The sequence below is a fragment of the Camelimonas lactis genome (assembly GCF_004342915.1).
Classification (GTDB): Bacteria; Pseudomonadota; Alphaproteobacteria; order Rhizobiales; family Beijerinckiaceae; genus Camelimonas; species Camelimonas lactis.
Genome location: NZ_SLWL01000001.1, coordinates 667,192 through 689,073, shown reverse-complemented (window position 1 = coordinate 689,073; position 21,882 = coordinate 667,192). Strand labels below are relative to the sequence as shown.

Annotated in this window: 14 protein-coding genes; 10 read left to right on the top strand and 4 right to left on the bottom strand. The window is 68.4% G+C overall.

Annotated elements, in window-relative coordinates; translation table 11 throughout:
- Positions 1 to 16: 16 nt before the first annotated feature.
- Positions 17 to 1,840: a chloride channel protein gene (locus tag EV666_RS02855; protein WP_132002608.1), complete on the bottom strand. Its 1,824-nt coding sequence runs from the start codon at positions 1,838 to 1,840 to the stop codon at positions 17 to 19.
- A gap of 274 nt (positions 1,841 to 2,114) precedes the next feature.
- Here EV666_RS02855 and EV666_RS02850 point away from each other — a divergent pair, with 274 nt between their 5' ends.
- On the top strand, positions 2,115 to 2,741 hold the full coding sequence (locus tag EV666_RS02850) for a CoA-binding protein (RefSeq protein WP_132002605.1): 627 nt from the start codon (positions 2,115 to 2,117) through the stop codon (positions 2,739 to 2,741).
- Positions 2,742 to 2,850: 109 nt separating this feature from the next.
- Complete coding sequence (locus EV666_RS02845) at positions 2,851 to 4,131, top strand: O-acetylhomoserine aminocarboxypropyltransferase (RefSeq protein WP_132002602.1); 1,281 nt, start codon at positions 2,851 to 2,853, stop codon at positions 4,129 to 4,131.
- Positions 4,132 to 5,170: 1,039 nt separating this feature from the next.
- Here EV666_RS02845 and EV666_RS02840 read toward each other — a convergent pair.
- Complete coding sequence (locus tag EV666_RS02840; RefSeq protein ID WP_132002599.1) at positions 5,171 to 6,289, bottom strand: COX15/CtaA family protein; 1,119 nt, start codon at positions 6,287 to 6,289, stop codon at positions 5,171 to 5,173.
- Between the two features lie 444 nt (positions 6,290 to 6,733).
- Here EV666_RS02840 and EV666_RS02835 point away from each other — a divergent pair, with 444 nt between their 5' ends.
- Entirely contained in the window at positions 6,734 to 6,940 is a 207-nt protein-coding gene (locus EV666_RS02835; RefSeq protein ID WP_132002596.1) for a DUF2842 domain-containing protein, read from the top strand.
- A gap of 269 nt (positions 6,941 to 7,209) precedes the next feature.
- Here EV666_RS02835 and EV666_RS02830 read toward each other — a convergent pair whose 3' ends face one another.
- Positions 7,210 to 7,650, bottom strand: a complete 441-nt coding sequence (locus tag EV666_RS02830) for a Crp/Fnr family transcriptional regulator (protein WP_132002593.1) — start codon at positions 7,648 to 7,650, stop codon at positions 7,210 to 7,212.
- 188 nt (positions 7,651 to 7,838) lie between these two features.
- The gene (locus EV666_RS02825) at positions 7,839 to 10,520 is read right to left on the bottom strand and encodes an ABC transporter ATP-binding protein/permease (protein ID WP_132002590.1); all 2,682 of its coding nucleotides are present in this window, start codon (positions 10,518 to 10,520) and stop codon (positions 7,839 to 7,841) included.
- A gap of 368 nt (positions 10,521 to 10,888) precedes the next feature.
- On the opposite strand from EV666_RS02825, the gene EV666_RS02820 reads away from it, so the two are divergent.
- The 7 genes from EV666_RS02820 to EV666_RS02790 all read left to right on the top strand — a co-directional run bounded on the left by EV666_RS02820 (position 10,889) and on the right by EV666_RS02790 (position 21,877).
- Positions 10,889 to 12,178, top strand: coding sequence for a glycosyltransferase family protein (locus EV666_RS02820; protein ID WP_132002587.1), 1,290 nt, complete (start codon positions 10,889 to 10,891; stop codon positions 12,176 to 12,178).
- Between the two features lie 63 nt (positions 12,179 to 12,241).
- Entirely contained in the window at positions 12,242 to 13,600 is a 1,359-nt protein-coding gene (locus tag EV666_RS02815; protein ID WP_132002584.1) for a glycosyltransferase family 4 protein, read from the top strand.
- A 10-nt stretch (positions 13,601 to 13,610) separates the two neighbouring features.
- On the top strand, positions 13,611 to 14,795 hold the full coding sequence (locus tag EV666_RS02810) for a glycosyltransferase family 4 protein (RefSeq protein ID WP_132002581.1): 1,185 nt from the start codon (positions 13,611 to 13,613) through the stop codon (positions 14,793 to 14,795).
- Positions 14,792 to 16,780, top strand: a complete 1,989-nt coding sequence (locus tag EV666_RS02805) for a glycosyltransferase (protein ID WP_132002578.1) — start codon at positions 14,792 to 14,794, stop codon at positions 16,778 to 16,780. The genes EV666_RS02810 and EV666_RS02805 overlap by 4 nt, the downstream gene beginning before the upstream one ends.
- A gap of 266 nt (positions 16,781 to 17,046) precedes the next feature.
- Positions 17,047 to 18,918, top strand: coding sequence for an ABC transporter ATP-binding protein (locus EV666_RS02800; protein WP_132002575.1), 1,872 nt, complete (start codon positions 17,047 to 17,049; stop codon positions 18,916 to 18,918).
- Positions 18,915 to 20,864, top strand: a complete 1,950-nt coding sequence (locus tag EV666_RS02795; RefSeq protein ID WP_132002572.1) for an ABC transporter substrate-binding protein — start codon at positions 18,915 to 18,917, stop codon at positions 20,862 to 20,864. Before EV666_RS02800 ends, EV666_RS02795 begins: the two co-directional genes overlap by 4 nt.
- Positions 20,861 to 21,877 (top strand): ABC transporter permease, encoded by a 1,017-nt coding sequence (locus EV666_RS02790; RefSeq protein WP_132002569.1) that lies wholly within the window; start codon positions 20,861 to 20,863, stop codon positions 21,875 to 21,877. The genes EV666_RS02795 and EV666_RS02790 overlap by 4 nt, the downstream gene beginning before the upstream one ends.
- The last annotated feature ends 5 nt before the right edge of the window (positions 21,878 to 21,882 follow it).

Genomic DNA, 21,882 nt, shown 5'->3' with positions numbered 1-21,882 from the left:
CCGTATGATCAGGTGATCAGCGTTCGCCGCTATATTCCCGGCGCCGGCGCTCCAGCTCCTGGCTGTAGCGGCGCAGGGCGTAGGCTTCCGTGACATAACCCAGCACCCGGCGCGACAGGGGATCGTCCACCACCGGCAGGGTTTCGGTTTCCGCCCGCTCGAAAGCCTCCAGCACCTTCTCGACGCCCTGGCGCGGCGTCAGGAAAGCGTTGGGCGCGTGGCGCAGGTCCCGGACCAGGCTGATGGCGGCGATGCTGTCGTAGTCCGTGGCGTGCGCTTCTGGCACATAGACCACGCCGGCGTAGGCTCCGGCTTCGTCGGTGAGGAACACCTGGGCGGTGGAATCGATCGGGAACCGCTTGCGGAACGCCGCGATGGTCATGGTCTCGGCGGCGGTGCGCGCCTCGCGGCGCATCAGCTTCACCACCGTCAGATCACGCGCCCAGCCCACATCCATGGCGCTGCGGATGGTCTCGCCGCGCAGGTGCAGGCGCCAGGTGGAGAATGAATAGCCGAAGGTGCGGCGCACCAGCACCGTCGCCACGATCACCGACATCAGCACGGCGCTGGTCATCGACAGGTCGCCGGTCATGCCCAGCACCAGGAAGGTCATGGTCAGCGGCGCGCCGATCACCGCCGCCGCCAGCGAGGCCATGCCGACCAGCACATAGACCACGCGGTCGCTGGCCAGGTGCGGCGCCAGGGCGAAATAGCTTTCGCCCACCAGGCCGCCGAACAGCACGCCGGTGAACAGCGAGGTAAAGAACAGGCCGCCGCGAAACCCCGAGCCGACCGAGATCGACGCCGCCAGCATCTTGCCCACCAGCAGAAACAGCAGCAGCCCGACGCCATGCGCCGAACTGAAATAGACCTCCATGCCGCCGTGGCCGGCGCCGAGCACCGCCGGCGAGCCCAGCGCCAGCAGGCCAACGAACAGGCCGCCGATCGCCGGTCGCGCCCAGCGCGGCGCGTTGAGCCGCACGAAGCCGGATTCCACCGTGGTGGCGGTTTTCATCAGCCCGACGCCCAGCCCGGCCGCCACGCATCCCATGGCGACGAAGATGACGTAGTCGCCGCCCGAGAACGACAGCGAGCCAACCAGCGGCGCGTGCGGCGAGGTGGTCAACAGCTCATGGACCAGGTTGGCCACCAGGGCGGCGACCATCACCGGAGCCAGCGTCGCCACGCTATAGCCGGCCAGCACCAGCTCGAAGGCATAGAAGGCGCCGGCAAGCGGCGCGTTGAAGGCAGCGGCGATGGCGGCGGCGGCGCCGCAGCCAACCAGGGTGCGCACATCGACGCGGCGCAGGCGCAGCGCCCCCGCCAGCCATGAGGCCGCGCCCGAGGCGGACTGGGTGTAACCGGCCTCAAGGCCAACCGAGGCGCCAGAGCCGCATGAGAGCACCGTGCCGCCCGTCAGCAGCAGGGAGTCGGTCAGCGACATGCGCCCGCCGTAAAGCGCGTTGGCCTCGATGGGGTCCACGGCCTCGCGCTTGCGCCAGGCGCGGATGCCAATGGTGGTCAGGCCAACCACCAGCCCGCCAAGCAGTGGCCCCAGCACCGTCCGCCACGGGTCCAGCGTCTCCTGGGCGCTGAGCCGCTCGCCGGAGGGCAGCGCATAGATGAGTTCGTGCATCCACTGCGCCAGCGCATTGATGCCGAACACGCCGACGCCGGCCACCAGACCGATCAGCGCGCCGAGGATCAGCGGCGACAGTTCGTCCGCCCGCACGAACGAGCGCCAGCGCCGGCCCACGAGCACCCGCACCGCCCGGACGCGGCGGCGCGGCGTCCAGCGGGCTGGAGCCGGAGTCGACCTTGCTGTTTCGCTCGCAGTCATGTCCAATCCCCGGCGGCGCCCGCCCGCTATCCCCGCATGCCAGACCCCGCATGCCAGCCCCGCATGTCAGGCCCTGCATGTCAGGCCAACGCCAGCATGGCGCAGGTTTTACAGCTCCCGCCCATCTGTACGCAGCGTAACCCGAATCCGGCAATCCGGCTGTTTGCGCCAGAACACTTGCTTCCGCGGGCCATATAGATGGTATGAGGCAAGCAGGTTCATTTTTTGTTGTCGCCGGCCGCCTGCGCGTCGCCTGGCGCAGGAGGAAGAAGCCATGACCCGGCATCCTGGCGATGCGTCCGCCGCCGTGTCCCCGCCAGAAGCGTCGCCGGCGCCCCCTGGCGCAGGCGCCGATCGCCACGCGACCTATCCGGATGACCTGATCCGCTCCATTCTGACGGACGTGAAATCCATCGCCGTCGTCGGCGCCTCCAGCAACACGGTGCGCCCGAGCTGGATTGTCACCAATTACATGGCGAAGCGCGGTTACAGGGTGTGGGCCGTGAACCCGGGCCTTGCCGGAACCGAGATCGCCGGCTGCCCGGTGGTCGCCAGCCTGCGCGACCTGCCGGAGCCGGTCGACATGGTCGACATTTTCCGCAACGCCGCGGCGGCGGGCGCCGTCGTTGATGAGGCGCTGGCCCTGCCGGTTCCGCCCAGGGTCATCTGGATGCAGCTCACCGTGCGCAATGACGCGGCGGCGGAGAGGGCCGAAGCGCGCGGCTGCACCGTCATCATGGACCGCTGCCCGAAGATCGAATACGGCCGCCTTTCCGGTGAAATCTCCTGGAACGGCGTGAACTCCCGGGTGCTCTCCTCGAAACGGCGGGTCAACGCCGGCGGCAATGTGCAACGCATGACGCTGGGGTCCACCGGCCCGTCGTTCCGCGGACGGGGCTGAGCAACAGCGTCCGCGTTTCGCCGGCAATGGCGTTTGACGGGAGCCCGGGCGCTCATTTAAACATTATCACACGGGTTATATTTCAATATACATCCAGACGGGGGTAAATATGTCCGGACGCGAGCCAAACTTCCACACGCTGGCCGTTCACGCAGGCGCCAGCCCTGATCCCACCACCGGCGCCCGGGTGACACCGATCTACCAGACGGCGTCATTCGTGTTCGACGACGTGGATCACGCCGCCTCGCTGTTCGGGTTGCAGGCGTTCGGCAACATTTACACCCGCATCACCAACCCCACGACGGCCGTTCTGGAAGAGCGCGTCGCGGCGCTGGAAGGCGGAACCGCCGCCCTCGCCGTCGCCTCCGGCCACGCCGCCCAGATGATCGCCTTCCACTGCCTGATGCAGGCCGGCGAGGAGTTCGTCGCCAGCCGCAAGCTCTACGGCGGCTCAATCAACCAGTTCAACAATTCGTTCAAGAACTTCGGCTGGAACGTCATCTGGGCCGACAGCGACGATCCGGCCTCGTTCGACCGCGCCGTCACGCCGCGCACCAAGGCGATCTTCGTTGAATCCATCGCCAACCCCGGCGGCGTCGTGGTCGACGTGCAGGCGATTTCGGCCATCGCGAAGAAGCACAACATCCCGCTGATCGTCGACAATACCCTGGCCTCGCCCTACCTGTGGCAGCCGATCAAGGATGGCGCCGACATCGTGCTGCACTCGGCCACCAAGTTCCTGGGCGGCCACGGCAACTCCATGGGCGGCGTCCTCGTTGACGCCGGCACGTTCAAATGGGCCGGCGACGACCGTTATCCGATGCTGTCGCAGCCGCGCCCGGAATATAACGGCCTGGTGATCGCCGAAACCTTCGGCAACTTCGCCTTCGCCATCGCCGCCCGCGTGCTGTCGCTGCGTGACCTTGGCCCGGCGATCTCCCCGTTCAACGCCTTCCAGATCATCACCGGCATCGAGACCCTGCCGCTGCGCATGGCCCGCCAGTCGGAAACCGCGCTCAAGGTGGCGCGGCATCTGGCCAGTCATCCGGCCGTCTCCTGGGTGAGCTATCCGGGCCTGGAGAACGACCCCTATCACGCGCTGGCGAAGAAGTACCTGCCGCGCGGCGCGGGCGCCGTGTTCACCTTCGGCCTCAAGGGCGGCTATGACGCGGGCGTCAGCCTGGTGGCGGCGCTGGAGCTGTTCTCCCACCTCGCCAATATCGGCGACACCCGCTCGCTGGTGATCCACCCGGCCTCCACCACCCATCGCCAGCTCAGCGACGCCCAGAAGACCGCCGCCGGCGCCGGCCCGGATGTGGTGCGCCTGTCGATTGGCCTGGAAGACGCCGACGACCTGATCGCCGACCTCGACGCCGCCCTGCAGGGCTGAAGCCTGCCCGGGATGCGCCTGACGGCCCCTGACAGGCGCATCCGGGGGCGAAAATGCCCTCTCCGGCAAGGTTCTCTCTGCAAAGCCCTCTGTGGCCGGCCAGCGTTACGAAGGAGAACCGCCGGCTGGACGACCGCCCGGGCTCCGGCGCCCTGCAGGGCGCCCGCCTGTTCGGGGCCCCTCCGGCTGGGGCCGCGCGGTCCAGGCTTCGTGATGCAGGGGAGTTTTCGTGACGCGACGGGCGCGTGCTTCGTGACGCGTTCGTGACGCGGAGGATGAAGCGGCGGCGGCGCGGCTTGCGCCAGGCCCCAAGAGCGCGGAACCGACCCTGGCGGCGCTGAAAACGGCGTCACGCGCCATGCAACGGAAGGCTGGCCCCGCGCCAGCCTTTTGCTTGTCAAAATCTCGCTCACCCGACCTCCGGGACGCTGCTGTTCTGGCCCACGAATGGCGACAGCTACGTCAGGCGCGGCGACGCGCCTGACGCCAGCGACGCGGCTTGTTTCGCGCTGGCGCGCCCACGCACAGCCATTTCCCCTCAACACCGCCAGAAATTGTCACGACCACAACGCTGGTGGCCGCCACCGCCATACGCCATCGGGCAGGCACTACAATCGTCACCATAACGCGTCTCCCCGCCTGTTCTGGACAAGTGTAGGATTGTCACTGGTTTACGATTCCTTAATCGCGCGACATTCGAAACATAAATTACGTATAGCTTGCAGTTAAAATATGCTTCGTCAATCTCTTAAAGAATTCACCGCGAAACAACCGTCCGATTATTGAACATGCGTGATTCGCGGCGGTCACCGGCGCGACAACCCGCCTTTGTCATGAGACGCATGAACCTGTCCGGCAGTTCCACCTGTCCCGGCAATTTGATCGCATTGACGCCGTCGCCGGGAGCTCCGCACGGGGGCAGGCCATGAAAAACCCCGCCGGAGCGGGGTTGAAACATCGCGAACTGCCGTTCCACCGCATGAATCGCCTCCGGCCTGACGGGCCCGCGTTGGGGCGTCCGTCCTGGCCAGGCCCGGCCTTAACCTGCGCCCCCGCCGGCGCCCAACCTGCTTTCGCCCGCCCACGCCAGCCGGCGAAAGTGAATCACCGCCGTCACCAGCACCACCAGGGCGCACGCCTGGTGCAGCAGGCCGGCCCAGATCGGCACGGCCAGCAGCAGGGTCGCCACGCCAATGACGCCCTGGAAGGCGACGACGCCGGCCAGCGCCATGGCGCGGTGCGCCGCCCCGGCGGACGCGCGGCCCGCCGCCGCCAGCCGCCGCACGTCGATGGCGTGGAAAATGGCCAGCGCCAGCAGGATGTAGGCGCCCATGCGGTGATTGAACTGCACCGTCGGAATGGTCGCCAGCGCGTTCATCCACCAGGGATCAAGCGGCGCCAGCGTCGCCGCGTCGGGAATGAAACGCCCGTCCATCAGCGGCCAGGTATTATAGGTGAGGCCCGCGTGCAGACCCGCCACCAGCGCCCCAAGGCCGATCTGGATGAAGCTGCCCGCCACCAGCACGCCGGCCGTCCAGCGCGCACGGCCGGCCGATGCCGCTTCCGCGCGCGGCGACAGGCGGACAATGACGGCGACAACGCAAGCGAGCAGGATGCAGGCCGCCAGCAAATGCAGCATCAGCTTGACCGGGGCCACCGCCGTCATGCCGGGCTGCAGGCCCGAATGCACCATGATCCAGCCAATGGCGCCCTGCAACCCGCCGAGCAGGCCAATCACCGCCAGCATCAGCAGCAGGCGGCCACGCACGACGCCGCGCACGGCAAACCAGACCAGCGGCGCCATATAGGCGAGGCCAATGAAGCGGCCGAGCTGGCGATGCCCCCACTCCCACAGATAGATGAACTGGAATTCGCCCAGCGACATGCCGGCGTTCAGCAGTTTGTACTGCGGCGTTCCCCGGTAAAGATCGAATTCGGCCATCCAGGCGCCGTGCGACAGGGGCGGAATCGCCCCGGTGATCGGCTTCCATTCGGTGATCGACAGGCCGGAGCCGGTCAGCCGGGTGGCGCCGCCCACCACCACCATGACGAAGATCAGACAGCTGACGAAGATCAGCCAGTTGCGCACCGCCCGCAGGCCAGGCATCGCCCCCGGGGGCGCTGCGGCGATGGCGTCGTCGATGCTGGTTGTCGTCATGGCGCACTCCATACAGGCGTCGCGTGTCTGGTCGTCGCCCCCGCCTGTCGTATAATGCCCGTTCGCCGGCCCAGCCAAGGCGGACAACCGCCGCACCCCCGGCCTCTCAGGCAGGCGGCGACGGCGAAAGCGGTTTCAACCAGGGCGCTATTGGTCTAGAGGCTGTGCAGGCGACGTCAGCGCGGTCTGCTCCCCGGTTCCCGGGATGCTGCGCCGCTGGCGGACGCCCCCTGCGCGAAGAACAGTGGCGATTTCACCGTTCATCCCGAACCGCCAATCCATCCGGCGGGGAAGCGACCCGACGCCGGGGCGCCCTCGGGAAAGACCGTCGCCGCGCTTCGAACAGGCGCGTAAATACAATGGGTTGCGGCGTCTGGCGTGAACAACGCTTTCACAGGCGGCGCCCAGATCCCAGATGCCAGACCCCAGATCCCCGGAGACGACATGACCCGCCGCAAACGCAAATTCTTCGGCTCGATCGGCATGCTGGTTTTCGTGATGGTTTATGCCCTGATCGTCATGGTCATCGCCCAGGGCCGCATCCAGGAAGCCGGCAAGACGGCGCAGTTCGTATTCTTTCTGCTGGCCGGCGTTGGCTGGGTGCTGCCGGTGATGCCGCTGATCAAATGGATGGAGCGCGCCGACGACTGACAGCGCCCGCCGGCGCGGCGCGCCAGGCGGCAGCCCCCCGGGCTGGCGGATCAGGAACAGCAGGGGGGCGCCCCGCGACACCCACTGCATGCCCTGGGCCTCGCGCGGCCATCATCCAGCGCGGGGGCCTTGCAACGCACGGCGGAGGGCCTCTTCGGGACACGTCCACCAACGGCCGCGCCCTGGCGTAACCGCCGGACTGCGCGCGAACCCCGGCTGCGCGCAAACAACCGCGCCGCGCCGGGCATGACCACGGGCGCCGGGCGTCCTCAGTTGCGGCTGGCGAGGCGCGCGTTGGTGCGTTCGAGACGGGTGGCGATCTCGCGCATCACGGCGATCGCCATCTGCGGGAATTGCGCCAGCAGTTCGATGAACACCCGCTTGTCGATGCGCAGGGCCACCACGTCGCCTACGGCCGTGATGGTGGCGCTGCGCGGCGTCTCCGCCAGCACCGCCATTTCGCCGATCAGGTCGTTGCGCCCGAATTCGGCCACCTTGAGCTGGCCGTGGGCGGTTTCCAGCAGCACGTCGGCGGCGCCGTCGAGGATGACATAGGCGGCGTCGCCCACGTCGCCCTGGGTGAAGAAGCGCTGCCCGTCGGTGAACGTTACGCGCTCACTGGTGAACGCCAGCAACTTGAGCCGGGCCGGGTCGATATCCCGGAACATCGGCACCTGTCGCAGTGACTGGACTTCATTCTCAAGCGTCATTCCGCCTCCCTGGGCCAGAAGGCGGCCCGCCAGCATGCCCACGCGCAGGGCGGGTCGCCCGGCGTGGGGAAAACACCAAACCGGACGGGTGATCCTGTCGCCGGATCACCTCCCGCCCAGAGCCGAAACGACCCAGGCCAAATCACCCAAGTCAAATCACCCAAGTCAAATGACCCAGGCCAACCACCTCAGCCGGCGGCCGGGGCCGCATGGTGGTCGCGCACGACAACCGGATGCACCCCCTCAAAGCGCACCAGCATGTCGAAAACCTCTGGATCCGCCAGCGTTTCCCCATGCAACACCGCGACAATCGATTTGCCCGCCATGCGCTCCGAAATGGCGGACAACATCTCGCGGGCGTGGTTTTCGCCAAACGCTGCAAATACGCCGTCCAGGATCAGCATATCGGGATTCTTGATCAGACCTCGCGCGATGTAAACCGCCACCCGGTGCTCCGCCGAAAGCAGCCGGCCGGCCGGGCCTATCTGGTAGTCCAGGCCCACCCGCTCCACATCCAGCCGCAACGCCAGTTCGTCGATCAGCTCTGTCGTCTGCGCGGTGATGCGCGGCAGCGCGTCCGCCACGCTATGGCTTAGCCGGCCGAACGCCAGATTGTTGCGCAGGGGCGCCGCGACCGTCAGCCTGTCCGGATCGTAAAACTCGACGGCGCCGCGCAAGGGGCTCCCGGCAAGGGCGTCGTGCAGCCGCTTGCGCGCCCGCACCAGAGCCTGACGCAGGTCGTCGTTGAGCAGGCCCAGACGATGCTTCGGCTCGATATAATCCAGCGTCAGGGCCAGCAGGCGGGCGCGCTCGTCGTGGGTCAGGCCCTTGAGGCCCCGCGATTTCCAGCGGGCGACGATATCGTCGAAGTCGGCGATTTCATCGGCGTCGATGAACGAGAACTGCTCGAACAGGGGGTGCCCCGGCGGCAGGTCGCGGAAGATTTCGTTCATGGTGGCGGCGATGCTCGCGCCCATGCTGGTGAGGGCGTCCAGAATGTCCTCGGCGTCGAGCACCCGCGTCGCCAGCCGGTTTTCAGCCAGCGCCTCGCCCATGAAATCCGCGTGGACCGGCACGCCGAACAGCAGGTTTTCGGCGACGGTGGCCTGATTGTTGTAAAGCTCGAAATCAAACGGCTCGATCAGGTTCGAGAGCCCCTGCTCCTCCAGGCGCTGGCGCACGACCTTGCGCGCCTCCACCACCTTCTCCGCCAGGCGCGGATAGCGCTCCGGGTCCACGAGGCCCCACATGCCAAGCTTCAGCAGGGTCTCGCGCATCCCCACCAGTTCGAGCACGTCCGTCAGCCGCGCGTCGAGCGCGGTGGCGTCGTCGACGCCCGCCAGCTCCAGATCGAGCCAGCCCTCGCCCGTCGCCTCCAGCGCGCCCTCGGTGCGCAGGGCCTCCATGCGGCGCGCGCCCGTCAACTCCGGCGCGTCCTGCTGCCGGTGGCGCAGGCCGTAAACCAGGTTCTCGCGCAGGGAGCCCGCGAACAGCACCGGCTCCGGCCCCGCATAGGCAATGCGCCGCCCGGTCAGGTGCTCGGGCATGCGCGACAGCTCGAGGTCGCCGAACGTCACGGCGCCGCGATATTCGGTGATGCGCCGCGCCAGCACGCGCGCCACGGCGCCGGGCGCGGCGCTGTCCTGCGCCACCAGCGCGATGCGCAGGGGCAGCGCCCGGGTGAACGAGAGGTGCTCCACCAGCACCAGGCCGTGGCTGTCCGTAATGTGCAGATCGGCAAGCGCCACCGGGCCCTGCAGATGCGGCGGCTCGACGCCGGGCGGCAGCGGCGCCAGCGTCTCCCCCGGCAGCAGCCGGTCCGGCGAGAACTGCTGCACCACCTGCTCATATTTGATCTGCACGTCGAGACGCTGCTGGTCCCAGTCGATCAGCTCCTTCAGCGGCGGCGGCAGATCGCGGTAGGCGGCGATGACGGCGACGAGCTGGCCAATGTCCAGCGTGCCCTTGAGAGCGAAATAACCGCCGACGGCGTAGAAGAAAAACGGCGTGATCTGCGCCAGCAGATTATTGAGGAACTTGACCATGAATTTCCACTTGTAAATGCGGAAACGCAGGTCGAAGAGCGTATAAAGCCGCTCGCTCACATCAGCGCGTTCGTAGGCGGTGGCGTCGTTGTCGTGCACGGCCTCCAGATCATCCACCACCTCGCTCACCTTGCCGGCGAGACGGCGGGAGAGGATTTGCCGCTGCTTGCCAAGGCGAAGCTGCACGCGGCGCATGCGCGGGATCACCGTGAACTGGATGGCGACGATGCCGCCGGCGATCAGCCCCAGCCAGACGTTCTGCAGCATGATGAACGTCATGGCGGTGATCGCCTGGGAGCCCAGCAGCAGGGGCTGGGAGAAGGCGTCGCCGATGAAGCCGCCGATCGGCTCCACCTCGTCCTTGATCATGGTCGCCGTCTCGGAAGACTTCACGGTCTTCTGGGTTTCCGGCGTGAACCGCAGCACGATGGAGAACAGGTCAAAGCGCAGGCGGCGCAACATGCGCTCGCCCAGCGCCCCCTTGGCCACGTTGATCCAGTACTTGAAAGCGCCGTTCACCAGCACGAAGAACAGGAACAGGCTGGAAAGCCCGAACAGCAGGCCAATCTGGCCCACCTTGTAGCCGTCATGGATCGAGACATAGCCGCCGCCAAGATAGGACGGGAGTTCGACGCCAAGCTTCAGGAAATCCGTGGTGGGAAGGCCGCTTCTGAAGGCGCCGCCCTGGATCGCCTCGTTGACGATGCGTTTGGGCAGATCCAGGGACCAGTAATAGAAGGGCAGCGAGGCCAGCACGACCGCGAAGATGACCAGCTGGTCGCGCCGGGAATGGCGCCAGACGTACCGGAACAGATTTCGCTCCAACGTCTCTCCTCCAGGGGCTGGGCGGAGCCCGTGAGTAATCCCAAAACCGCCAGTTGCAAAGAGGGCCGGGCAAACCAGGACGCGAAGCGCCTCCGCATCCTGAATGGCGCAAGCGCCCCGGGGAGGCCGGATCGCGCAAGCCTAGCTGCGGATTCGCGTTTTTGACAGACATGAGCCGCCGGGCCGAAGCGCGCCGCGCGCCGTCCACATGCGGCGTCCCCGAAAACCATTCCCCTGGGGGAAGTTGTGCGCTGCGGCGTTTCCGAGTTGAACAGAAATGTTCTAGGCTATGGTTCAGGGGAGCCGGGCGGCGCGCGCAGCGCCCGCCAGGAGGGGCAGCATGGGCCGGCGGCCGCAATGAGGTCTTCATGATCGTGAAGGACGCCGGGGGGCGTGCCGGCGCACCAGACGCTGGAGCAAAAACAGGCGCGCGCGTGCTGATCTACAGCCACGACACGTTCGGGCTGGGACATTTGCGACGTTCGCGAACCATCGCCAACATTCTCGCCAGCGAGGCGTCCGACGTTTCGGTCATCATCGTCTCGGGCTCGCCGGTCATCGGCAGTTTCGAGTTCCGCCCCGGGGTCGATTACGTGCGGGTGCCGGGCGTCGTGAAGATGGCCAATGGCGACTATCGCACCCTCAATCTGAACATGGGCGTCGATGAAACCGCGGCGTTGCGGGCCCAGCTCATCCGCCAGACCACCGAGAGTTTCCGCCCCGACCTGGTCATCGTCGACAAGGAGCCCACCGGGTTTCGCGGCGAGATCACCGGCGCGCTGGAGCTGGCGCGCCGTCATGGCGCGCGCATCGTGCTTGGCGTGCGCGACGTGATGGATGACCCCGCCCTGCTGGCGCCGGAGTGGGAGCGCAAGGGCGCGCTCCAGGCGCTGGAAAGCCTGTATGACGATATCTGGGTCTATGGCCTGAAGGAAATTTACGAGCCGCTGGCCGCCTTCAACCTGTCGCAACGCCTGCGCGCCCGCACCCTGTACACCGGCTACCTGCGGCGCGGCCTGCCCAACGAACCGACGCTGACGCGCTACCCCAAAATCACCCGTGGACCGTTCATCCTGGTCACCAGCGGCGGCGGCGCCGACGGCGACGACATGGTCGACTGGGTCATCAGCGCCTATGAAACCGATCCGGGCCTCCAGACGCCCGCCCTGATCGTTTTCGGACCGTTCATTGCCCGCGACCGCCGGCGCGACTTCATGGAGCGCATCAACCGCCATCCGCGCCTCGCCGCCCTGTCGTTCGACAGCAAGCTGGAGACGCTGATGAACCGGGCCACGGCGGTCGTGGCGATGGGGGGCTACAACACCTTCTGTGAGGTGCTGTCCTTCGACCGGCCGGCGCTGATCGTGCCGCGCACCCGTCCGCGTCGCGAGCAGTATATTCGCGCCATGGCGGCCGAGCGGCTCGGGCTGGTCTGCGCCATTGTCGATGAGGACGGCGCCCGCGACCCGCTGCGCATGGCGGCGGCGTTGCGCCGCCTGCTGGAGCAGCCGCGCCCCAGCGCCGCGACGGCCTGCGCAGACCAGTTGCTGGGCGGCGCCGGCGCGATCCGCCGCGACTTCGCCGCCTGGCTCGACGCCCGCGGCGGGCGGGAGCCGGATGACAGCCTGGAGCGCCCCCAGCGCGCCGCCCACGCCTGACTTGCGCCTGCGGCGCCGGTATTCCCGCATGTCCCGCCTGAAGATGCTATAGCCCACGGCCAGATGACCCGCGCCCAAGCCCCTCAAGCCCCCGCCAGCCAGCCGCCCGCCGCCGCGAATGAAATCGCCATCGTCGTGAAAGGCTATCCGCGCCTGTCCGAAACCTTCATCGCCCAGGAAATCCTGGCGCTGGAGCGGCGCGGCCTGAAGCTGCGCATCATCTCCCTGCGCGAGCCCACCGACAGCGCCGTGCACCCCATGCACCGGCAGATCCAGGCGCCGGTGGCCTATCTGCCGGAATATCTGCATGAGGCGCCCATCCGCGTGCTGAAGGGGCTCGGCTGGGCCATGCGCCAGCCGGGGTTCAGCCGCATGCTTGGCGCTTTCATCCGCGACCTGCGCCGCGACCTGACGCGCAACCGCATCCGCCGGCTCGGCCAGGCCATGGTGTTCGCCCGTGAACTGCCCGCCAGCGTCGGACATGTGCATGTGCACTACCTGCACACGCCCGCCTCTGTCGTGCGTTACGCGGCGCTGCTGCGCCGGTCGGCCAGCAACCCGGCGGCCTGGAGCTTTTCCGCCCACGCCAAGGACATCTGGACCACGCCGGACTGGGAAAAGCGCGAAAAGATCGCCGAATCCCTGTTCGGCGTCACCTGCACCCGCCAGAATCTCGCCGCCCTGCAAGCCCTGGCGCCAGCGCCGGAGCGGGTCGCCCTCGCCTATCATGGCCTCGACCTGTCGCGCCTGCCGGCGCCGCCCGCCAGCCGCCCGGCCTGCAATGGCGGCGACCCGGCCAGCCCGGTGCGTATTGTCTCGGTGGGTCGCGCCGTCGCCAAGAAGGGTTTTGGCGATCTGCTCAAGGCCCTGGCGGGGCTGCCTGGCGATCTGCACTGGCAGTTCGTACATGTGGGCGGCGGCGAGTTGCTGCCGCGCCTCAAGGCGGAAGCGGAGCAGCTCGGCCTTGGCCAGCGCGTGGCTTTCATGGGCGCCCTGCCCCAGCCGGACGTGATGGCCCTGCTCGGCGCCGCCGACATGTTCGTGCTGCCGGCGCGAAAAACCCGCTCCGGCGATCAGGACGGCCTGCCCAATGTGCTGATGGAGGCGGCCAGCCAGAAGCTGGCCATCATCGCCAGCGATTTCGCCGGCATCCCGGAATTCATCCGCGACGATGTGGAGGGCGTGCTGGTCCCGCCCGCCGATTTCACCGCCCTCGCCAACGCCATCAATCTGCTGGCGCGCGAACCGGAGCGCCGCGCCCGCCTCGGCGAGGCCGCCTGGCGGCGGCTGCGCGCCGATTTTTCCATGGAGGGCGGCATCGACCTGATCGAAGCCCGGCTGCGCGCCGCCCTCGGCGCCGCCGGGGCCGTTTCGGACGAAGCGGGCGCCCGGTCCGCCAGACAACGCTCTGGCGCGGCCTGAGGGAGGCGGAATGGCCGGTCCCCTGGCGAACATTCCCATCGCTTTCTACGCGCCGATGAAGCCGCCGGACCATCCACGGCCATCCGGTGACCGCACCATGGCGCGCAACCTGCTGGCGGCGCTGGCGGCGGCCGGCTTCACGCCGCAGATCGCCGCGCGCCTGCGCAGCCACGAAAAGGCCGGCGACCCGGCCGCCCAACGCGCCATCCGCGACGCGGCCCTGCGCGAAGCCGACCTGCTGGTCGCGCGCTGGACCGCGACGTCCGCCCCGGACCGCCCGCGCCTGTGGTTCACCTACCATCTCTATGACCGCGCGCCGGACTGGATCGGCCCGGCCGTGGCCAGAGCGCTCGCCATTCCCTATGTGGTCGCCGAGGCCTCGCTCACCCCCAGCCGCGCCGATGGCCCCTGGCGCATCGGCCACGTCGCGACCGTGGCGGCGTTGCGCCAGGCCAGCGCCGTGTTCGTGCTGAATGAGAACGACAGGCCCTGCCTGCTCGGCGCCGCTGAACTGGCGGACGCCGCCATGGCGGAAAAATGCCACGCCCTGCCGCCCTTCCTGGCGCGACCGGCCCTGGCGCGGCCGCCGGCGCCTTCGCCCCTGGCGTCCCGGCCGCAACCCGGGGTGGTGCGCCTGCTGGCCGTGGCCATGCTGCGCCAGGGCGACAAGCTGGCCTCGTTCCGGGTTCTCGCCGACAGCCTCGCGCTCCTCGCTGGCCGGAACTGGCGCCTGACCATCGTCGGCGACGGTCCGGCCCGGGCCGAAGTCGCGGCGCTGTTCGCGCCGTTCGGCGAGCGGGTGGTTCTGGCGGGCCTGGCGCCGCCGGAGGCGATCGACGCCATCTATGCGGCGCACGATCTGCTGGTCTGGCCGGCGATCAACGAAGCGTTCGGCATGGCGTTGCTGGAGGCGCAGGCCAATGGCTGCCCGGTGCTGGCCGGGGATGCCGGCGGCGTCCGCGGCGTGGTGCGGAACCATGAAACCGGCTGGCTGGTGGCCAACAGCCCGCGCGCGACGCTGGCCGGGCGCTTCGCCGCCCGCCTCGATGACCTGCTGGCGCAACCGGAGTTGTTGCCGCCCGCCGGCGCGGCCGGCGTCGCCTTCATCCGCCAGCAGCGCAGCCTCGCCAGCGCCGCCTCCATCCTGCGGGATACGCTGACGCCGCTGCTGCCCAGCCAGGATGGTCCCCCATGAGCCTGCGCATCGCCATCATCGTCACCCATCTGCTTGGCGTCGGCCACCTGACACGCGCCGCCGCCCTGGCGCGGGCGCTGGCGGCGCGCGGCCACGCCGTGCAGTTGATCAGCGGCGGCCAGCCGACGCCGCTGCTGCGGGCTGAAGGGGTCGAACTGATCCAGTTGCCGGCGCTGCACGTGGTGGGGACAGCGTTTTCCGACCTGCGCGAGGGCGACGGCGCGCCATTGCGCCCGGAAACGGCCCGGCGCCGTATCGCCATCACCGGCGACGCCCTGCGCCGCCTGCAACCGCACGTGCTGGTCACCGAGCTGTTTCCCTTCGGCCGCCGCGCCCTCGGGACGGAATTCAAGGCGATTCTGGACGCGGCGGCGCAACTGGCGCGGCCGCCCCTCGTGCTGGCGTCGGTGCGGGACATTCTGGCCCGGCCGGCGAAACAGGCCAAGATCGACGCCGCCCACGCCCTGCTGCGCGCCCGTTATGACGGCGTGCTGGTTCATTCCGATCCGGCGCTGGCTCCGCTGGAAGCCTCCTGGCCCATCGCCAGCGACCTGAAGCCGCGCCTGCACTACACCGGCTATGTGGATGACAGCCGCCCGGCTGCGCCGCTCGCGGCGGCGGATCGCTCCCATGGCGACATCATCGTCTCGGGCGGTGGTTCGGCGGCGGCGCTGCCGTTGCTCAACATCGCCCTGGCGGCGGCCGCCGCCGACCCGCAACAGCGCCTCTGGCGTCTGCTCGTCGGCCACAAGGTGGCTGAAGACGCCATGGCCAGCCTGCGCCTGGCGGCGACGCCCAACGTCGTGATCGAGCGCGCCCGGCCGGATTTTCGTGAGCTGCTGCGCCGCTGCGCCGCCTCCATCAGCCAGTGCGGCTACAACACCGCCCTCGACATTCTCGCCACGGACGCGCCGGCGGTTGTGGCGCCGTTCACGGAAGCCGGCGAAACCGAACAGGCCCAGCGCGCGGCGCTGTTCGCCGCCCGCGGCCTTGTCCAGAACCTCGCCCTGGAAGGGGCGACGGCTGCAACGCTGCTCGCCGCCATCGGCGCGGCGCAGGCCGGCAGCAGGGCCGGCGACCATGGGGTGGCGGTGAACGGCGCCGGGCGCGCGGCAAAGATCATCGAACAGCTGGCGGCCGGCCGGACGCCTGTCGCCAGCCATGGCGCGCCCGCGCTGGTCGCCAGCCTGGCCGCAACCCTGCAACCGGCGCGGGCCGCCCTGGACCGCGCCGCCGACGCCGGGCGCACTGTCGCTTTCTGGCATCGCGACGACGACGCCATCGCGCCGACACCGCAACTGGAGCGGTTGCTGGAACTGACCCGCGCCCACGGGACGCCGCTGGCCATCGCCGCCATTCCCGCCCATGCAACGCCTGAACTGGCCGCCCGCCTCGCCAGCGAGAGGCACGTCGCCGTGCTGGTTCATGGCCTCAGCCACGAGAACCGCGCGCCGGGGGACGCCAGGAAGGGAGAATTCAGCCACGGCGAGCCGGCGGAGCTGGCGCAGCGGGCAGCGGACGGGCTTGCCCGCATCCGCGCCCTGTTCGGCGCCCAGGCGCGCCCGGTGTTCACCCCGCCGTGGAACCGGATCAGCCCCGCCCTGACGCCACGCCTGGCCGGGGTCGGCTTCGCCGGCCTGTCGACCTTCCGCCAGCGGCCAGCGCGCTTCGCGGCGCCGGGCCTGGTTCAGGTCAACACCCATGTCGATCCCATCGCCTGGCGGGGTGATCGCAGCCTGGCGGACCAGGCGACGCTCGCCGAAACATTGCGCCAGGCCATCGCCTGCTTCATGGCCGCCGCCGACCCCGAGCCTGTCGGCCTGCTCACCCATCACCTGGCGCACGACGCCCGCATCGACGCCTTCGTCGCCGGCCTGCTCGACCTCATCGCCAGCCACCCCGCCGCCCGCATAACGGCTATTGATGACGCGCTGGACAGAAAGACGGCGACGCCAGGCCAGGAGAAGGCGGCCACGCCACGGTAGAGGAGCGCGGTAGCGCCAGAGCGGAAGAGCCCGGCTGGTTGGGAGCAGAAATAGCCTGGAGAACGCGTCGGCGTGCGCATGCGGCTTCACGCCGCGCCGCCGCCAGCCCGCCGCCGGCCGATCCATTCCCCAGGCCTCCGGTTTTCGCGGCGGCGCTCTATAGCCTTGCGGGGCCAACCTGTTTAATGCTTGGGGAAGACAGATCCACACGCACGAATGTGGAATATCCGCCGCGATCTTGAGACGCCAAAGTCCGGGGGCACGAGTTGAGTGAAACGCCGCTGTTCAGCATCAGGGACCTGGCCGTGAACTTCACGGGCGCCGGCGTCGTCACGCAGGCGCTGCGGGGCGTTTCCTTCGATATTCCACGCGGCCGCACCGTGGCGCTGGTGGGCGAATCCGGCTCTGGAAAGTCCGTCACCGCCCAGGCGATGATGGGCATCCTGCCCAAGGCCGCGACCGTCACCGCCGGCTCCATTCTGTTCAACGATCCAGGACGCCCGGACGCGCCCCTTGATCTGGCGCGGCTGGACCCTTCAGGCAAGCAGATGCGCGCCCTGCGCGGCGACCGCATGACCATGATCTTCCAGGAGCCGATGAGCTCGCTCTCGCCCCTGCACACCGTGGGCGACCAGGTGACGGAAGCCTACATGCTGCACAACCGCGTGCCGCCGCATGTGGCGCGCGACGTGGCTGAAGCGGTGTTTGAGCGGGTCGGGCTGCCCGATCCGGCCCGCATCTTCAACACCTATCCGTTCGAGCTGTCCGGCGGCATGCGCCAGCGCGCCATGATCGCCATGGCGCTGATCTGCCGCCCCGCCCTGCTGATCGCCGACGAGCCCACCACCGCCCTCGACGTCACCACCCAGGCGCAGATTCTCGAGCTCATTTCCGACCTTCAGGCGGAAACCGGCATGTCCGTGCTGCTGATCACCCATGATCTGGGCGTGGTCGCCAATGTGGCCGACGACGTGGTGGTGATGTATCGCGGCCGCATCGTCGAATCGGGGGATCGCGAAACCATCTTCCGCAATCCGCAACATCCCTATCTGCGCGCGCTGATGAACGCCGCGCCCCACTTCGACATGAAGCCGGGCGAGCGCCTGACGCCCCTGCGCGAGGTCGCCGACGCGCGCCTGCTCGCCGCCCAGGCGCGCCCGGCGACGAAGCGCCCCGCCGGCCCGGTGCTGGAGGCGCGCGACATCTCGAAAACCTTCACCCTGCGCTCCGGCTGGTTCTCCGGCCAGACCCGCCAGGTGCGCGCCGTGTCCAACGTGAGCCTGACGCTGATGCCGGGCAAGACGCTCGGCCTCGTTGGCGAGTCCGGCTGCGGCAAGACCACGGTGTCGCGGATGATCATGCGCGCCATCACGCCGGATTCGGGAGCCATTCGCTACGACGATGGCGACGGCCTGCGTGACATCAGCACGCTGAAGGGCAAGGACCTGATGCGCTATCGCCGCGCCGTGCAATTCATTTTCCAGGACCCCTACGGCTCGCTCAATCCGCGCATGACGGTCTACCAGCTGCTGACCGAGCCCATGCGCATCCACAACGTCGGAACGGAGCAGGAGCAGTTCGAGCGCGCCAGCATGCTGCTGGCCATGGTCGGCCTCGACCGTCACGCCCTGCGCCGCTATCCGCATTCGTTCTCCGGCGGCCAGCGCCAGCGCCTCGGCATCGCCCGGGCCCTTGCCCTGTCGCCCCAGGTGCTGTTGTGCGACGAGCCGGTGTCGGCGCTCGACGTCTCGGTGCAGGCGCAGGTGCTGAACCTGCTGAAGGATCTGCAACAGGCGCTCGATCTCTCCTACATCTTCGTCTCCCACAATCTGGCGGTGGTGGACTACATGGCCGACGACATCGCCGTGATGTGCCGGGGCCACATTGTCGAGCAGGCCCCCAGGGAAGTGCTCTTCAACGCGCCGCTGCACCCCTACACCCAGGCGCTGCTGGCGGCGGTGCCGGCGCCCGATCTCGATCATCCGCTCGACTTCGCAAAACTGCGCTCCGGCCGCTTTTCCGAGCCCACGCAATGGCCGGAGCCTTACCGGCTGGCGTGCGGCGAGGCTGGCGCCATGCGCGAGGTCGCGCCGCAGCATTACGTGCGCCTGGGCGAAGCCGGGAGGGCGGCGGCATGACCGGCCATCGCCCCACCATAACCCGCCGCGCCCTGCTCTCCGCCGGCGCCGCCCTAGGCGCATCGCCGCTGCTCGGTCACCCTGTGTTCGGCCATGACGCCGGCGAGAGTCCGTTGCTGCGGGCGCAGGTGGCGGCGGGAGTCATGCCGCCGCTGAAAGAGCGCCTGCCCCAGGACCCGCTGGTGGTGGACCTGCCGGCCCAGGGGCGTCGCGCCGGAACCCAGGGCGGCGAAATGACGACCCTGATCGCCCGCGCCCGCGACATCCGCTATCTGTCGGCCAACGCCTACACCCGGCTTGTCGGCTATACGGAACAGTTGCAGTTACAGCCAGACATACTGGCCGGCGTTGATGTGGTTGATGGCCGGATTTTCACCCTGCGGCTGCGCCGCGGCCATCGCTGGTCCGACGGCCATCCCTTCACCAGCGAGGATTTCCGCTACTACTGGCAGGACATCATCAAGAACCAGGCGCTCACCCCGTCCGGCCCGCCGCTGTTTCTGCTGGCCGATGGCCAGGAGCCGGCATTCGAAGTGCTGGACGAGGTCACCGTCCGTTATTCCTGGCCGCGCCCCAACCCGCTGTTCCTGCCCACGCTCGCCGGCCCGCAAGACCCGTATATTTACCGCCCCGCCCATGTGCTTCGGCAATATCACATCAAATACGCCCCGGCCGAACAACTGGCGGAACTGGTGAAAAAGGCTCGGGTGAAATCCTGGGCGCCGTTGCACAATCGCATGGACGCCATGCTGGAGAATTCCAGCCCCACCCTGCCGACCCTGTTTCCCTGGCGGCCGGTGGAAGCCGGCGCGACGCAGATCATCTTTGAACGCAATCCTTATTTTCACCGCGTCGACAGCGCCGGGATCCAGCTGCCCTACGTGGACCGGGTGATCGCCAACATCGCCTCCGCCAGCCTGTTCGCCGCCAAGACCAACGCCGGCGAGGTCGATCTGCTGGCGCGCGGCCTCATCATGAGCGATATCCCGGTGCTGAAGCAGGGCGAAAAGGTCCATGATTACGCCACCCTGCTGTGGCGCATGGCCCGCGGCTCGGAGCTGGCGCTCTATCCCAATCTTACCGCGGCCGATCCCATGTGGCGGGCGCTAAACCGCGACGTGCGCTGGCGGCGGGCCCTGTCCCTCGCCATTGATCGCCACACCATCAACAACGCCCTGCTGTTTGGCCTCGGCAAGGAGGGCAACAACACGGTGATGGAGGGCTCGGCCCTGTTCCGGCCGGAATATCGCAGCCGCTGGGCCGGTCACGACCCGGACGAGGCGGCGCGGCTGCTGGACGGGATCGGCCTCAGGCTGACGTCGTCCGGCATCCGCGCGGCGCCGGACGGACGACCGCTGGAGGTGGTGGTGGAGGTGGACAGCGACACCGGCCTCGCCGTCGACACCCTGGAGCTGGTCGCCGAGTTCTGGCGCGAGGTGGGGATCAAGCTGTTCATCAAGCCGCAGGACCGCACCATCCTGCGCAACCGCGCCTATGAGGGGCGCGCCGTCATGGTGGCCTCCGCCGGCCTCGACAACGCCATCCCCACCGCCCAGATGGCGCCGACAGAACTGGCGCCGGTGCAGCAGGACAACATGTCCTGGCCGAAATGGGGCCAGTACGTCGAGACGAAGGGCAAGAGCGGCGAGGCCTGCGATGAGCCGCAGGCGAGACGGCTGCTCGTCGCCATGGACGCGTGGTTGAACGCCACCGACGATGCGGTGAAAGCGCGCGCCTGGCATGAGATGCTGGGCCTGCACGCCGACAACGTATGGTCGATCGGCACCGTGGCCGGCGCCCTGCAACCGGTGGCCCTGCGCAACGGATTGATCAACTTCCCCAAAACCGCGCTTTACAGCTGGGCGCCCACGTCGCTGCTCGGCATTTACCGCATGGACGAGCTGTTCTGGGACCGCCCGGAGCGTCGCGGGAGCAACCCGGCATGATCAGTTTCGTTCTGCGCCGCCTTGTCACCATGGCCGTGACCCTGCTGCTGATCAGCGCCCTGGTGTTCCTCATCATCAAGCTGCCGCCTGGCGACTTCCTGACCAACCAGATCGCCGAACTGCGCGCCCAGGGCGGCGAAGCCGCCGCCGCCAAGGCCGCGTTCCTCATCAAACAGTATGGTCTGGACCGGCCGGTGTGGGAGCAGTATCTCGCCTGGCTTGGCGTCTGGCCTGGTCCCAGCGGTTTTTCGGGCCTGCTTCAGGGCAACTGGGGCTGGTCGTTCGAGTATGACCGCCCGGTGAACGAGGTGGTGGGCGACGCCCTGTGGCTGACCCTGGCGATCAATATCGCCGTGGTGATCTTCGTCCACATCGTCTCGATCCCGATCGCCATCTATTCGGCGGCGCGGCAGTACTCGTGGGGCGATTATCTGGCGACGCTGCTCGGCTATCTCGGCCTCGCCATCCCCAACTTCCTGCTGGCGCTGGTGCTGCTGTATTACATGAACCGCTGGTTCGGCATTTCCATCGGCGGCCTGTACGACCCCAGATACGCCACCGCGCCGTGGAACTGGGACAAGTTCAAATCGCTGCTGCAACACATGATCGTGCCGACCCTGGTCATCGGGCTCTCGGGCACGGCGGCGATGATCCGGCGCATGCGGGCCAATTTGCTCGATGAACTGGGCAAGCAGTATTACGTCACCGCCAAGGCCAAGGGCCTGCCGCCGACCCGGGCCCTGCTGAAATACCCGTTCCGCATGGCGCTGAACCCGTTCGTCGCCGACATTGGCCACATCCTGCCCGGCCTCGTCTCCGGCTCCATCCTGGTGTCGCTGGTGATGAGCCTGCCGACGGTTGGCCCCATCCTGCTGGCGGCGTTGCGCAGCCAGGACCAGTTCCTGGCCGCCTTCATCCTGATGTTCGTGGCGGTGCTGACCGTCGTTGGCATGCTGGTTTCCGATCTGCTGCTGGCGTGGCTGGATCCGCGCATCCGCATGGGCGCGAGGTGAGCCGC